Here is a 13,801-nt window from a genome sequence, read left to right as displayed (position 1 = left end):
AAACCGCGTTGCACGCTTGGCTGGGAAAATTCATATAACCGACCAGCAGACCCGCTTGAATGACGCGGGCCCGGAAAGCAAAAAAGCGACCCTAAGGTCGCTTTCTTGTTGCGCCGAGGTGTTCATGGGACCTCGTGGCGAAGATGGCGCAGCGGACGGGACTCGAACCCGCGACCCCCGGCGTGACAGGCCGGTATTCTAACCGACTGAACTACCGCTGCGTATCGTTCAGGCTTTCGCCTGATTGAAACTGGGATCGGCCTGAAGTGCTCTTGGCCTTCAGACCCCAGACCGGTGATAACACCCATCTGAAGAAAAAGTGGCGCAGCGGACGGGACTCGAACCCGCGACCCCCGGCGTGACAGGCCGGTATTCTAACCGACTGAACTACCGCTGCGCATATGGACTTGCGTCCGGTTCCTCTCAATTAGGAAGCTTCTTTCGAAGTCTCCTGGGTCAGGAACGCCTCAGGAAGTGGTGGGTGATGACGGGATCGAACCGCCGACCCTCTGCTTGTAAGGCAGATGCTCTCCCGGCTGAGCTAATCACCCTCGCTGTGTTGCTTGGTGCGTTTGCTTCGCTGAGGCCGCGAAATTTACGCAGGTACCGAAGCTAAGTCAATAGCCCCATTGGATTTTTTTTCAAAAAGGGCAAAAAAGCTGCGTACTACAAACAACGAAGGGACCTCACGGTCCCCTCTTGCAGCTTGTGACGAATAGCGTGCCGCTCAGGTGTAGATCATTTTGCGGCTCATGCCGCCATCGACCACGAACTCCTGGCCGGTGACGAACCCCGCCTGGCGCGACAGTAGCCACGCCACCAGCGCCGCGACATCCTCCACCGTCCCCACCCTGCCCGCTGGATGCTGGGCATGGTCGGCCTCGGTCAACGGTTCTGCACGACGCAGGGAAGGGTCCCGGGCGTCGATCCAACCGGGGCTGACCGCATTGACGCGAATCTCCGGTCCAAGACTCATGGCCAGTGCATGGGTCAGCGCCAACAGGCCACCCTTGCTCGCTGCGTAAGCCTCGGAGTCCGGTTCTGACTGTCGGGCACGGGTGGAAGTCAGATTGACGATGGCCCCGCCATGGGCGCGCAGATAAGGCGCACAGTGCTTGGCCAGCAGCATCGGCCCGTTCAGGTTGACCGCCAGCACCCTGCTCCACTGAGCCAGCGATAGGCTCTCGAGGGTCTGGTTGTGGGGATTGGCGATGGCGGCATTGCACACCAGGGCATCCAGGCGACCGAACTGTGCCAGCACCTCGGAGACGCCAGCGCTGACCTGAGCCTCGTCGGCGACATCCATGGACACGAACCAGGCATTGTCGCCCAAGGCCTTGGCCACCTTGGAACCCCGCGCGCGGTCCAGGTCGCTGAGCACCACCTGCCAGCCTTCGCAGATCAGCCAGGCGGCGATGCCCAGGCCGATGCCGCGAGCGGCACCGGTGACCAGGGCTACCCGACCATTATGGTCCGGCTCACCGCCCTTCCAGTCGATCACAGCGCCGCCAGACCGCGGGCCAGGTCGGCTTGCAGGTCAGCCACGTCTTCCAGGCCGACAGCGACACGAATCAGGCTGTCGCGGATGCCTGCCGCCTCACGCTCCTGCGGCGTAAGACGCCCGTGGGAGGTGGTCGCGGGGTGGGCAATGGTGGTCTTGCTGTCACCCAGGTTGGTGGTGATGGAGATCACGCGGGTCGCATCGATGAAGCGCCAGGCGCCCTCTTTGCCGCCCTTGACCTCGAAGCTGACCACCGCGCCGAAGCCACTCATCTGGCGCTTGGCCAGTTCGTGTTGCGGGTGACTCGGCAGGCCGGCGTAGTGAACCTTCTCCACGCCATCCTGCTTCTCCAGCCACTCGGCCAGCGCCTGAGCGCTCTCGCAGTGGGCGCGCATACGCAGCTTGAGCGTCTCCAGACCTTTGGTGAAGATCCAGGCGTTGAAGGGGCTAAGCGTTGGGCCAGCGGTACGCAGAAAACCCACCACTTCTTTCATCTGCTCGCTGCGTCCGGCCACCACGCCGCCCATGCAACGGCCCTGGCCATCGATGAACTTGGTCGCGGAGTGGAACACGATGTCAGCGCCGAGCTTGAGCGGCTGCTGCAATGCCGGAGTGCTGAAACAGTTGTCCACGACCAGCATCGCGCCACGGGCGTGGGCGATCTCGGCCAGTGCGGCGATATCGACCAGTTCGGCCAGCGGGTTGGAGGGCGACTCGACGATCAGCAGCTTGGTGTTGGCCTTGATAGCCTTTTCCCAACCGTTGAGGTCGACCAGCGGCACGTAATCCACCTGCACGCCGAAACGCTTGAAATACTTCTCGAACAGGCTGATGGTCGAGCCGAACACGCTCTGCGACACCAGGACGTGATCACCGGCGCTGCACAGTGACATCACCACGGCCAGGATCGCCGCCATGCCGGTGGAGGTGCCCACGGCCTGCTCGGCACCTTCCATGGCCGCCAGACGCTCCTCGAAGGCGCGCACGGACGGGTTGGTGTAACGCGAATAGACGTTGCCGGGCGTTTCGCCAGCAAACCGCGCAGCCGCGTCGGCGGCGGTGCGGAAGACATAGCTGGACGTCAGGAACAGCGCTTCGCTGTGTTCGGCTTCCGGTGTACGGTTCTGACCGGCGCGCACCGCCAGGGTGTCGAAACCGACACCCTCGAGGTCACTGTCCAGTCGACCGGCATCCCATTGATCGGTCATGCCGTCGCTCCCAAATCAGTTGTTGTAGAGGTCGATGATCGCGCTGACAGCCTGATTTTTGACCTTGGCCAGATCGTTGCGCTGCTGCTCGATACGCTCAAGGTAGGCTTCGTCGATGTCGCCGGTGACGTATTCACCATTGAACACCGCGCAATCGAAGTGCTCGATCTTGATCTTGCCGCCACCGACCGATTCGATCAGGTCAGGCAGGTCCTGGTAGACCAGCCAGTCGGCGCCGATCAACTCGGCCACCTGTTCGGTGGTACGGTTGTGGGCGATCAGTTCGTGAGCGCTCGGCATGTCGATGCCGTAGACGTTGGGGTAGCGCACCGCGGGGGCCGCGGAGCAGAAGTAGACATTCTTGGCACCGGCTTCGCGGGCCATCTGGATGATCTGCTTGCAGGTGGTGCCACGCACGATGGAATCGTCCACCAGCATCACGTTCTTGCCGCGGAACTCCAGCTCGATGGCGTTGAGCTTCTGGCGCACCGACTTCTTGCGTGCGGCCTGGCCGGGCATGATGAAGGTACGGCCGATGTAACGGTTCTTGACGAAGCCTTCGCGGAACTTCACGCCCAGGTGGTTGGCCAGTTCCAGGGCAGCGGTACGGCTGGTGTCCGGGATCGGGATGACCACATCGATGTCGTGGTCAGGGCGCTCGCGCTGGATCTTCTCGGCCAGCTTTTCACCCATGCGCAGGCGCGCCTTGTACACCGAGACGCCGTCCATGATCGAGTCCGGGCGGGCCAGGTAGACGTGCTCGAAGATGCACGGCTGAAGCTTCGGATCGTTGGCGCACTGTTTGGTGAACAGCTGGCCTTCCTCGGTGATGTACACCGCTTCGCCCGGCGCCAGGTCACGGATCAGGGTGAAGCCAAGCACGTCCAGGGCGACGCTTTCGGAGGCGATCATGTACTCGACGCCCTCGTCGGTATGACGCTGGCCGAACACGACCGGACGGATACCGTTGGGGTCACGGAAGCCGACGATGCCATAGCCGGTGATCATCGCGACCACGGCGTAGCCACCCACACAGCGGCTGTGCACGTGGGAAACCGCAGCGAACACGTCGTCTTCGGTCGGCTGCAGCTTGCCGCGCACGGCCAGCTCATGGGCGAACACATTCAGCAGCACTTCCGAGTCGGAGTTGGTGTTGACGTGGCGCAGATCCGATTCGTAGATCTCCTTGGCCAACTGCTCGACGTTGGTCAGGTTACCGTTGTGCGCCAGGGTGATGCCATAAGGCGAGTTGACGTAGAACGGCTGCGCCTCGGCCGAGGTGGAGCTGCCCGCAGTCGGGTAGCGGACATGGCCAATACCCATGTGGCCAACCAGGCGCTGCATGTGGCGCTGCTGGAAGACATCACGCACCAGGCCGTTATCCTTGCGCAGGAACAACCGGCCGTCATGGCTGGTCACGATACCGGCAGCGTCCTGGCCGCGGTGCTGGAGCACGGTTAGCGCGTCATACAGCGCCTGATTGACGTTCGACTTACCGACGATACCGACGATGCCACACATGCGACGCAACCCCTACTTTGATGAAACTTGATTGAAAAGCGCTCAAGGCCTGGTAGGCCCGAGCAACTGTTCCTTGAACGGAAGATCAGCCGGTGCGCTGATCCCACTGGACATCCATTGACCGGTGAACCCGAGGATCAGGTTCTTGGACCAATCCGCGACCAATAGAAACTGTGGTATCAGGCGTGATTCCTGCCACCACGGATCCTGTTGCACAGGCCCCAGGCTCAACAGCCCGATGGCCACCACCACCAGCAAGGCACCACGCGCGGCCCCGAAGGCCATGCCGAGGAAACGATCGGTGCCGGATAGCCCGGTCACGCGGATCAGCTCGCCGATAAGGAAGTTGATCATGGCCCCCACCAGCAAGGTGGCGACGAAAAGAATGGCGCAGCCGGCGATGATGCGCGCCGAAGGCGTTTGGATATAGCTTTCAAGATACTGCGAAAGGGAGCCGCCGAACATCCAGGCAACCGCACCGGCAATGATCCAGATGAGCAGGGACAAGGCTTCCTTGACGAAGCCACGCTTGAGACTGATCAGTGAGGAAATGGCGATGATCGCGATGATCGCCCAATCGACCCAGGTAAATGCCACGGTGTTGCCTGCCGACGTTTGAGGCGGCGCATTTTACCAGAGCGGCGGGTTTGGGGTAAGCGGAATGTCAGCCCATTGGGGCTGCTTTGCGCCCTCTCGCGACACAAGGCCCGCTGGGAGCTCTCTACCCCTGTCAAACCAGCAATGGTGGGAGCTGGCGCAGCCTGCGATAGGCCGCGCAGCCACCGCAGATCAGTTGCGCTCTGGCTGGAAGCGCACCACGAAGCCCTTGAGGTTGTGCTGGCGGTTGATCACATCCCGCAGACGCTCGGCCTCGGCCCGCTCGATCAGCGGCCCGACGTAGACACGGTTCATGCCGTCGGCGGAGCGGATGTAGGCGTTGTAGCCCTGGCTGCGCAGGGTTTTCTGCAGGTTGTCGGCGCCAGCGCGATTGGAAAGACTGGCCAATTGAATCGACCAGCTCACCGGCAGACCATTGACGTCGATCTTGGACGGTGCGGCCGGTTTGGGGGCGCTGACTGCGGGTGCGGACGTGGCGGCAGCCGGGCGCGTCTCGACCTTCGGTGCGGGTGCTGGCGCAGGCTTGGGCGCCGGCGCCTGGGTGGGCGCTGGCGCGATCGGTTGGCTCGGGGTGGTCATCGGTGCACTGGATTCATTGACCACCACCGGTGGCTGCTCCGGCATGGGCGCCGAGACCTCGGGCAGTGGCTGGGGCTCAGGCACCTGCACAGGCTCGACCTGAACCTGCGGCAGGCTCGGCATGGCAGGCGCCTCAGGCGCCTCGACACGCACTTGGCGCATCTCGTCTTCACGGGTGAACAGCATCGGCAGGAAAATCACCGCCAGCGCCACCAGCACCAACGCACCCACCATGCGCTGCTTAATCCCTTTATCCAGCACTGCCATCTACTCCTCCGGAGCTTGCCGCTCTAGCCATTCCAGGGCTTGGCCAACACAGAAAAACGAACCGAACAGCAAGATCTGATCATCCGCCGTCGCCTGCGCACACTGCCCCTCAAGGGCGGCATCGACGCTGGCATAAGACTTCACCGCCGCACCGACGTTCGTCAAGGCTGCCGCCAGCTCTGCAGCTGGGCGGCTGCGTGGCGTTTCGAGCGGCGCCACTGCCCATTCGTCGACCCCCCCCACGAGCGGCGCGATCACACCCTCCAGGTCCTTGTCGGCGAGCAGACCGAACACTGCCAGGCGACGCCCCCTGATGGGGCGCGCGGCCAAACGGGCGGCCAGGTACTCGGCAGCATGGGGGTTGTGCCCCACATCCAGCAACACCTCCAGACGCCGACCTTGCCAGCGCACCGCGCGGCGATCCAGACGACCGGTCACCTGGGTATCGAGCAATGCCTGACGAATCTGCCCAGCCTCCCACGGCAGCCCCATCAATAGATAGGCCTGCAGCGCCAGGGCGGCGTTCTCCATCGGCAGGTCGAGCAGCGGCAGGTCATGCAGTTCCACGCTGCTGCCGTCGGCCCGGGCGCCCCGCCACTGCCAGTGTCGATCGGTGGTTGCCAGATCGAAATCGCGGCCGCGCAGCAGGAATGGGCAAGCCAGTTCACGCGCCTTGTCCAGCAACGGCTGCGGTGGGTTGAGGTCACCACACAGGGCAGGCTTGCCTTGGCGGAAGATTCCCGCCTTCTCGAACGCGACGGATTCGCGGGTATCACCTAGGTAATCGGCATGATCGACACCGATGCTGGTGACCAGCGCCAGGTCCGCATCGATCAGATTGACGGCATCCAGACGCCCTCCCAGGCCGACCTCGAGCACCACCGCATCCAACGCGGACTGCTGGAACAGCCAGAACGCCGCCAGCGTGCCCATCTCGAAATAGGTCAGGGAGATCTCGCCACGGGCCGCCTCTACCGCGGCGAACGCCTCGCAGAGGCGCTCATCGCTGGCGTCGGCACCGTCGATGCGCACCCGCTCGTTGTAACGCAACAGGTGCGGTGAGCTGTACACGCCGACCTTCAGCCCCTGCGCCCGGAGCAAGGATGCCACGAACGCACAGGTCGAGCCTTTGCCGTTGGTACCGGTAACCGTCACCACCCGAGGCGCCAGCTTGCCCAGGCCGAGCCGTGCCGCCACCTGTTGAGAACGCTCCAGGCCCATGTCGATGGCCGAAGGGTGCAACTGCTCGAGGTAGGCGAGCCAGTCGCCCAGCGTGCGAGTGCTCATCACGCGACAGCAGCCGCCTCGAGGGCTTGCGCCGGGGTCGCCTGGCCGGTCATCTGGGCCAGCAGACGCGCCAGGCGTGGGCGCAGCTCGCCACGGGAGATGATCAGGTCGATGGCGCCGTGCTCGAGCAGGAATTCGCTGCGCTGGAAACCTTCCGGCAGCTTCTCGCGCACGGTCTGCTCGATCACGCGCGGGCCGGCGAAGCCGATCAGCGCCTTCGGCTCACCGACGATGACGTCACCGAGCATTGCCAGGCTTGCGGAAACGCCGCCGTAGACTGGATCGGTCAGTACCGAGATGAACGGAATGCCTTCTTCACGCAGGCGGGCCAGCACGGCCGAGGTCTTGGCCATTTGCATCAGCGAGATCAAGGCCTCTTGCATGCGCGCGCCGCCCGAAGCCGAGAAGCAGACCATCGGGCAGCGGTTTTCCAAGGCGTAGTTGGCAGCGCGCACGAAGCGCTCACCGACGATGGCACCCATGGAGCCACCCATGAAGGAGAACTCGAAGGCACTGACCACGATCGGCATGCCCATCAAGGTGCCGCTCATGGAGATCAGCGCATCCTTCTCGCCGGTCTGCTTCTGGGCAGCGGTCAGGCGATCCTTGTACTTCTTGCCGTCACGGAACTTCAGACGATCCACTGGCTCCAGGTCCGCACCCAGTTCGGCACGGCCCTCGGGATCGAGGAAGATATCGATGCGCGCACGCGCGCCGATGCGCATGTGGTGGTTGCACTTGGGGCAGACATCCAGGGTCTTTTCCAGCTCCGGACGATACAGCACGGACTCGCATGCCGGGCACTTGTGCCACAGGCCTTCCGGCACCGAGCTCTTCTTCACCTCGGAACGCATGATCGAAGGGATCAGTTTGTCGACTAACCAGTTGCTCATGCTTTCTTTCTCCAGTATCGGTGGGCGGGGGCCGGTCTGGCCAGCCATGCCCTGCCCTTGAGCTCATGTTCTTCAATGAAACGATGATGGCCCGGTCCGGGGCCCGCGTTGAGCGGGGCCGACCTGGCGGTCGGGCCATCGTCAATCTGTCATGCCGGCGAACCACACCACCCACCCAAGGGGTGGGCTTGGCAGCACCGGGCTGCGAAAGCTATGGACGATGCCGCGCGGGCAGCCGTCACATCCAACGTCACGCCTGTTTCACCGCACGCATGAAGGCTTCGATCTTCGCCGCATCCTTGATGCCTTTGGCTTGCTCCACCCCGCCGCTGACATCAACGGCATAAGGCCGTACCTGGGCGATGGCCTGACCGACGTTGCCCGCAGACAGGCCGCCAGCCAGGATGATCGGTTTGCTCAGCGAAGCAGGCACCAGCGACCAGTCGAAGGCCTCGCCAGTACCGCCCGGCACACCGGGCACGTAGGTATCCAGGAGAATGCCACGGGCCCCTGCATACCGCTGACAGGCCGACTCAAGGTCATCGCCGGGACGCACCCGCAGCGCTTTGATCCAGGGCCGATGGTAACCCTCGCAGTCGGCCGGGGTTTCATCGCCGTGGAACTGTAGCAGGTCCAGCGGCACCGCCTCGAGAATCTCGTTGAGTTCGCACCGCGATGCATTGACGAACAGGCCCACCGTGGTCACGAACGGCGGCAGCTCGGCGATGATCGCCCGCGCCTGGCGCACGTCCACCGCACGCGGGCTCTTGGCATAAAAGACCAACCCGATGGCATCGGCACCGGCTTCGGCGGCAGCCAGGGCGTCCTCGATGCGGGTAATCCCGCAGATCTTGCTGCGAACGTTGCTCATGGACGGCGAACCTTGAGTGGTCGGTGAAAGGCCGGATGGTAGCAAATGACGTTTCGCCCGTCAGTCTGCCAACGCCTCGTAACCGGTGAGAAAGTGTGGGCCGATGTAACGTTGCGGCAAGGCGAAGACCTCGGGGTACTCCACCTGCACCAAGTACAGGCCGTAGGGGTGGGCGGTGACGCCGCCTTCGCGACGATTGCGCCCTTCCAGCACTTCGCGTGCCCACGTCACCGGGCGTTCGCCTGCACCGATGGTCATCAGCACACCAGCGATGTTGCGCACCATGTGATGAAGGAACGCCGTGGCGCGAACGTCCAGCACGATCATCTTGCCGTGGCGGGTGACGCGCAGGTGGTAGATATGCTTGATCGGCGACTTGGCCTGGCACTGGCTGGCACGGAACGCGCTGAAGTCATGGGTCCCGAGCAGGAACTGGGCCGCCTCGGCCATGCGCTCGACATCCAGCGGCCGGTGGTTCCAGGTGACCTCCTCGGCCAAATGCGCAGGGCGGATCGGGTCGTTGTAGATCACATAACGATAGCGCCGCGCCATGGCCTTGAAACGGGCATGGAAATCCGCGGGCATCGGACGCGCCCAAGTGACGCTGATGTCGTTGGGCAGATTGAAATTGGTGCCCATGGTCCAAGCCCGCTCATCGCGCACCGCGCGGGTGTCGAAGTGAACGATCTGGCCGCAACCATGCACACCGGCGTCGGTACGCCCGGCGCAGATCACCGAGATCGGCTCGTTGGCCACCGTCGACAGCGCCTGCTCCAATGCCTGCTGGACGCTTGGCACACCACTGGCCTGGCGCTGCCAGCCACGGTAGCGCGAGCCTTTGTATTCCACGCCTAGAGCGATGCGGGAGTAGCCTTCGGCCGCCGATTCGGTTGCCTCGATGTCGTTAATGTCCAAGAACGTGAAACCTGTGGATGAAACGAAAGGCGGCATTATAACGGCAACGGCAGCCACGAGGGCTGCCGTTATCGGGTGAATCGGTTGGTGCTAGACCAGCCGCGAAAGCATCTCCTCGGCTTCCTGGCGCTGGTTGTCATCACCATCCTTGACCACTTCATCGAGGATGTCGCGCGCCCCTTGGTGATCGCCCATGTCGATGTAGGCGCGGGCAAGGTCCAGCTTGGTCGCCACTTCGTCAGCACCGGAGAAGAAGTCGAAGTCCAGATCGTCCAGCGGATCCGGCTCCTGGGCAGCATCCTCAGCGGTGAAGTGCGGCTCGAGCGAAGGCGACTCCAGGCTCTGGGAAAGCTTGTCCAGCTCGGCGTTGACGTCGTCGAGCTCCGAGGCAAAGCTCTTGGCCGCCGGCGACTCATCGTCCAGCGACAGGGACAGATCGAAGTCTTCCGGCAGCTCCAGTTCGGAAATCGGATCGAACTCAGGAATCTCATCGAAGGCTGCCAACTCAGCCGCCACATCCACCGGCGCCTCTTCGGCCTCCGCAGGAGCAGGAGTGGACGCCGCAGACTGCGCTTCGCCAATGTCCAGATCGAAATCGGCCAGATCGTCCAGGCTTTGTGGTTCGGCCTGAACCTGGGCCTGCTCGAGCAAGGCTTCGAAATCTTCGTCGGCATCGGTCTGCGGCGCGACCGGCTCGACACTTTCCAGCACGGGCGCTTCAGCGACCACGGGCTCTTCCGGCAACGCGAAACCAAGCGCTGCGTCCTCGGGAAGGTCATCATCCAGGCTGAGGTCGAAGGCGCTGTCCAGATCGTTTTCATCGATGACTGGCGTCTCGATGATCCCATCCAGCTCAGGCTCCACTTGTGGCTCAGGCTCCACTTGGGCAACGGCTGCCGCCTCAGATTCGGGCTCCGGCGCAGGTTCGCTGTCAACGACCTCATCAGTGCTTTCCTGCAGCAGGTCCTGAACGTACTGCGCGTCCATTTCGGCAGCCAGGGCTGCAGCACCAAGACCTGCAGCGGCGACGGCCACCATCGCCGGGAAACGCTCCTTGAGCGACTCGACTTCGGCCTTGTTCTGTTCGGTCGGCGCCAGACGGCGCTCCTCGTTGGCGAACGCGTTCTGATCCCCCTGGCGGGCATAGACTTCCATCAGCTTCAGACGTAGGTCGCCACGCTCTGGCTGAGCAATCAGCGCAGGCTCGAGCAGGTCTGCGGCGTGGTTCAGACGCCCTTGCGCCAGGCTCTGGTCGACCTCGGCGAGCAAACCGGCCAGCGGATCAGCCGCTGCCACAGGCGCGACAGCAGGGGCAGACTCCGGCGCAGGTGCGGTCGGCTTCTCCGCGGCAACGGCAGCGGCGGCGGAAGCTGCCACCACGGCTGGTGACAGTGTCACGCTCGGCGCCGACACATCCAGGTCATCGAAGCTGCCTGGCGGCATGTTCAGGTCAGGACCGCGCTCATTTTCCTCGGCCAGGGCCCGCGCCATGCGCAGGTGTTTCTCTGCTTCCTGCTGTGCCTTGCGCTTGCGTGCCAGAAGCAGCAACAACAACAGCAACACCAGGAAGGCCGAACCGGCCAGCAGCCCCAGCAACAGCGGGTTGCCGAGCAGCTCGTCGAGCACGCCTTGGTAAGGGGTTTCCTTGACGACAGGCGCCGTGTCCACGGCTGCCGGTGCCGGCTCGACCACAGGCTCGGCCGGGGTCAGCTGGGCATTGACCGCCGGCTGCGCAGGGGCCGGTTCGCCAGGCAAGGCTGCGGCTGCCGGGGGCTGCCCCGCCGCACCCTGGGCCTCGAGGCGCGCCAGTTGATCGTTCTTGAGCTGGATCAGACGCTGCAGCTTGTCCAACTGGCTCTGCAGGTCAGCCATGCGGCTCTTGAGTTCTTCGTTGTCACGACGGCTGGTGTCGAGGCTTTCCTGGGCCACGGCCAGTTTATCGCTGAGCGCCTTGGCATCACCTGCCGCGCCCTTGGAATCCGGGCTGACCAGACGCAGGTTGTCGCCTTGGGCGATTCGCGCCGGTGCTGCCTCGGCCGCGCCTCGGCGGGTCGCATCGAGCTGGCGGGCGCGAGGCCCCAGGCGCCGGCCTTCACGCCAGGCCGCGTATTGCTCGGCGACTTCGCGAACCGCCTCGCCCTGAGGGATGTTCTGGATCTGCTGCTGATCCGGCAGGCGCAGGACCTGGCCGATCTTGAGCTGATTGATGTTGTTGCCGATGAAGGCATCCGGGTTCAGGGCCTGGATAGCCAGCATGGTCTGCTGGACCGAGCCGCCCTGGCTGTTGCGCGCGGCAATCTGCCAAAGCGTATCGCGACGTTTGGTGGTGTAGCGGCTGGTACCACTGACCGCTGGCGCGATGCCGGTGGCGGAGGCCGCCTCGCCCTGGGCCTTGGCCTGGTCGAGCAAAACGTTGTAGTCACGCAGCAAGCGACCTTGCGGCCACATCACCTGGACCAGGAACTTCACCACCGGTGCCGGCAATGGTTGGCTGGAGGTCACCCGCAACACACTCTTGCCGTTGGGGTTGATCACCGGTGTGAAGGTCAAGTCTTCGAGGTAGGACGGGTAAGGCACCCCAGCCTTGGAGAACTCTTCCGGTGGCGCCAGGCTCGGCGCCACTTCGGCAGCGGTGAGGTCACGCACGTCGAGCAGTTCGATCTCGGCGTCCAGCGGCTGGTTCTGCGCCGACTTAAGGGTCAGCTCACCCAACCCGAGGGCGTTGGCCATGCCAGACGACAGCGCCGAGGCTGCTGCCATGGCCAGAACCAGTTTGCGAATTCGAAGCATGACCTCTTCCCTTCTAAGAATCGTCCCTAGACCTGCGTGTGGTGTAGGACAAAAGTACGCGCCAGTATCTTTTACACCATGTCTTTTATCAACAATCCGGCCACTTGCACGGCGTTAAGGGCGGCCCCTTTACGCACATTGTCGGTGGTCAGCCAGAGGTTGAGTTGTTCTTGCTCGTCGATGCCATGGCGTACACGACCAACATAGACCACGTCTTGCCCCACTGCGTCGCCGACGGCTGTCGGATAATCCTCCGGCTCGACCAGCTCGATGCCATCGGCGGCCTCGAGCGCCTCGTTGACCGCCAGCAGATCGACCGGGCGACGGCTCTGCACCGCCACACTGAAGCTATCGCCATAAAACACCGGGACTTGAACGCAGCTCACGGAGATTTTCAGCGTCGGCAGGTCAAGCAGCACCCGCAGCTCATCGACCAGGCGCCGTTCCAGGCTGGTGTGACCGTGTTCATCGGCCGCACCAACCCGCGCCAGCACGTTGAAAGCGACCTGACGATCGAAGAAACGCGGCTCCAGCGGCCGGGCATTGAGCAGTTCGGCGGTCTGGCGGGCCAATTCGCTGACAGCTTCGCGGCCCTGGGCCGACACGGCCAGACAAGCCATTACTTGTACCCGCTCGATGTCGAGCAAGCCTTTGAGCGGCGCCAAGGCTACTGCCAATGCAACGGCCGCTGCGCTGGGGCTGGCGATCAGCACAGGAGACTTGAGCTGGGCGATCTTGTCCCCGTTGGCTTCCGGGACCAGCGCCAGGGCCTGCTCCAGGCCACCCGACAGGTCGATGACCGAGCAGCCGGCCTGCTGGGCCTTGGGAGCAAAACTGCGGGTGACGGCGGGGCTTGCGGCGAAGAAGGCCAGCTTGACTTGGCTGAAGTCGAAACTGTCGACTTCGCGGACGCGCAGTTTCTTTCCAGCGAACATCATGTTGCTGCCAGCGGACTCCATGCTGGCCAGCAGGTGCAGGGTGGCGACGGGGAATTGGAGTTCCTCGAGGATCTGGACGAGTGTTTCGCCGACGCTGCCGGTGGCGCCGATGATGGCGATGTCTATGGGCTGGGGCATGGTTTGGGCCTTCTGGCGGAACTTGGGGTGCGGCACTTTACTTGGATTGAGTGGTGGGGAGTAGTTTTGCTTGGGCTTGGACGTTTTGAGTTTTGAGCATATCCATTTTTGGTGGTGGCGCCACTGGCGCTTTCCGCCTTTACGGCGGGTCACTTTGGTCTTGGTGTAGAGACCGGACACATGGTGGACACGTGTGCGGAGACATGGTTGACACTTCCCGGCAGCCCCCTTTGCCAGGATTTTCGCCATGCCTTGGAACGTGAGAAACGCCATGA

Annotated in this window: 10 protein-coding genes, 3 tRNA genes and 1 pseudogene; all 14 read right to left on the bottom strand. The window is 63.4% G+C overall.

Annotation, left to right across the window (positions count from 1 at the left end):
• Positions 1–144: 144 nt before the first annotated feature.
• Positions 145–221 (bottom strand) — tRNA-Asp (locus ACNFCH_RS16115).
• A gap of 99 nt (positions 222–320) precedes the next feature.
• Positions 321–397, bottom strand: a tRNA-Asp gene (locus ACNFCH_RS16110).
• 78 nt (positions 398–475) lie between these two features.
• Positions 476–551, bottom strand: a tRNA-Val gene (locus tag ACNFCH_RS16105).
• A gap of 176 nt (positions 552–727) precedes the next feature.
• Positions 728–1,501, bottom strand: coding sequence for an SDR family oxidoreductase (locus ACNFCH_RS16100; RefSeq protein ID WP_337158753.1), 774 nt, complete (start codon positions 1,499–1,501; stop codon positions 728–730).
• A complete protein-coding gene (locus ACNFCH_RS16095; protein ID WP_337158752.1) occupies positions 1,498–2,709 on the bottom strand; it encodes an O-succinylhomoserine sulfhydrylase in 1,212 nt (403 codons plus the stop codon). The genes ACNFCH_RS16100 and ACNFCH_RS16095 overlap by 4 nt, the downstream gene beginning before the upstream one ends.
• A gap of 15 nt (positions 2,710–2,724) precedes the next feature.
• Positions 2,725–4,230: an amidophosphoribosyltransferase gene (gene purF / locus ACNFCH_RS16090; RefSeq protein WP_070092554.1), complete on the bottom strand. Its 1,506-nt coding sequence runs from the start codon at positions 4,228–4,230 to the stop codon at positions 2,725–2,727.
• A 42-nt stretch (positions 4,231–4,272) separates the two neighbouring features.
• Positions 4,273–4,827, bottom strand: a complete 555-nt coding sequence (locus tag ACNFCH_RS16085; protein WP_043206819.1) for a CvpA family protein — start codon at positions 4,825–4,827, stop codon at positions 4,273–4,275.
• 192 nt (positions 4,828–5,019) lie between these two features.
• A complete protein-coding gene (locus ACNFCH_RS16080; protein ID WP_337158751.1) occupies positions 5,020–5,694 on the bottom strand; it encodes an SPOR domain-containing protein in 675 nt (224 codons plus the stop codon).
• Positions 5,678–6,981: pseudogene (folC, locus tag ACNFCH_RS16075) on the bottom strand (bifunctional tetrahydrofolate synthase/dihydrofolate synthase). The gene ACNFCH_RS16080 and the pseudogene folC overlap by 17 nt, the downstream one beginning before the upstream one ends.
• On the bottom strand, positions 6,981–7,874 hold the full coding sequence (gene accD / locus ACNFCH_RS16070) for an acetyl-CoA carboxylase, carboxyltransferase subunit beta (protein WP_043206823.1): 894 nt from the start codon (positions 7,872–7,874) through the stop codon (positions 6,981–6,983). The pseudogene folC and the gene accD overlap by 1 nt, the downstream one beginning before the upstream one ends.
• Before the next feature lie 250 nt (positions 7,875–8,124).
• Positions 8,125–8,745: a phosphoribosylanthranilate isomerase gene (locus ACNFCH_RS16065; protein WP_337158750.1), complete on the bottom strand. Its 621-nt coding sequence runs from the start codon at positions 8,743–8,745 to the stop codon at positions 8,125–8,127.
• A gap of 60 nt (positions 8,746–8,805) precedes the next feature.
• Positions 8,806–9,696, bottom strand: a complete 891-nt coding sequence (gene truA / locus ACNFCH_RS16060; protein WP_416743112.1) for a tRNA pseudouridine(38-40) synthase TruA — start codon at positions 9,694–9,696, stop codon at positions 8,806–8,808.
• Between the two features lie 54 nt (positions 9,697–9,750).
• Entirely contained in the window at positions 9,751–12,450 is a 2,700-nt protein-coding gene (locus ACNFCH_RS16055) for a FimV/HubP family polar landmark protein (protein WP_337158749.1), read from the bottom strand.
• A 71-nt stretch (positions 12,451–12,521) separates the two neighbouring features.
• Positions 12,522–13,526 (bottom strand): aspartate-semialdehyde dehydrogenase, encoded by a 1,005-nt coding sequence (locus ACNFCH_RS16050; RefSeq protein ID WP_337158748.1) that lies wholly within the window; start codon positions 13,524–13,526, stop codon positions 12,522–12,524.
• Positions 13,527–13,801 lie beyond the last annotated feature (275 nt).

This window comes from Pseudomonas sp. NY15354 (genome assembly GCF_048068075.1).
In the GTDB taxonomy this organism is placed as follows: domain Bacteria; phylum Pseudomonadota; class Gammaproteobacteria; order Pseudomonadales; family Pseudomonadaceae; genus Aquipseudomonas; species Aquipseudomonas guariconensis_C.
Note: the sequence above shows the minus strand (reverse complement) of the source record. Positions and strands in the feature narration are given on the sequence as shown.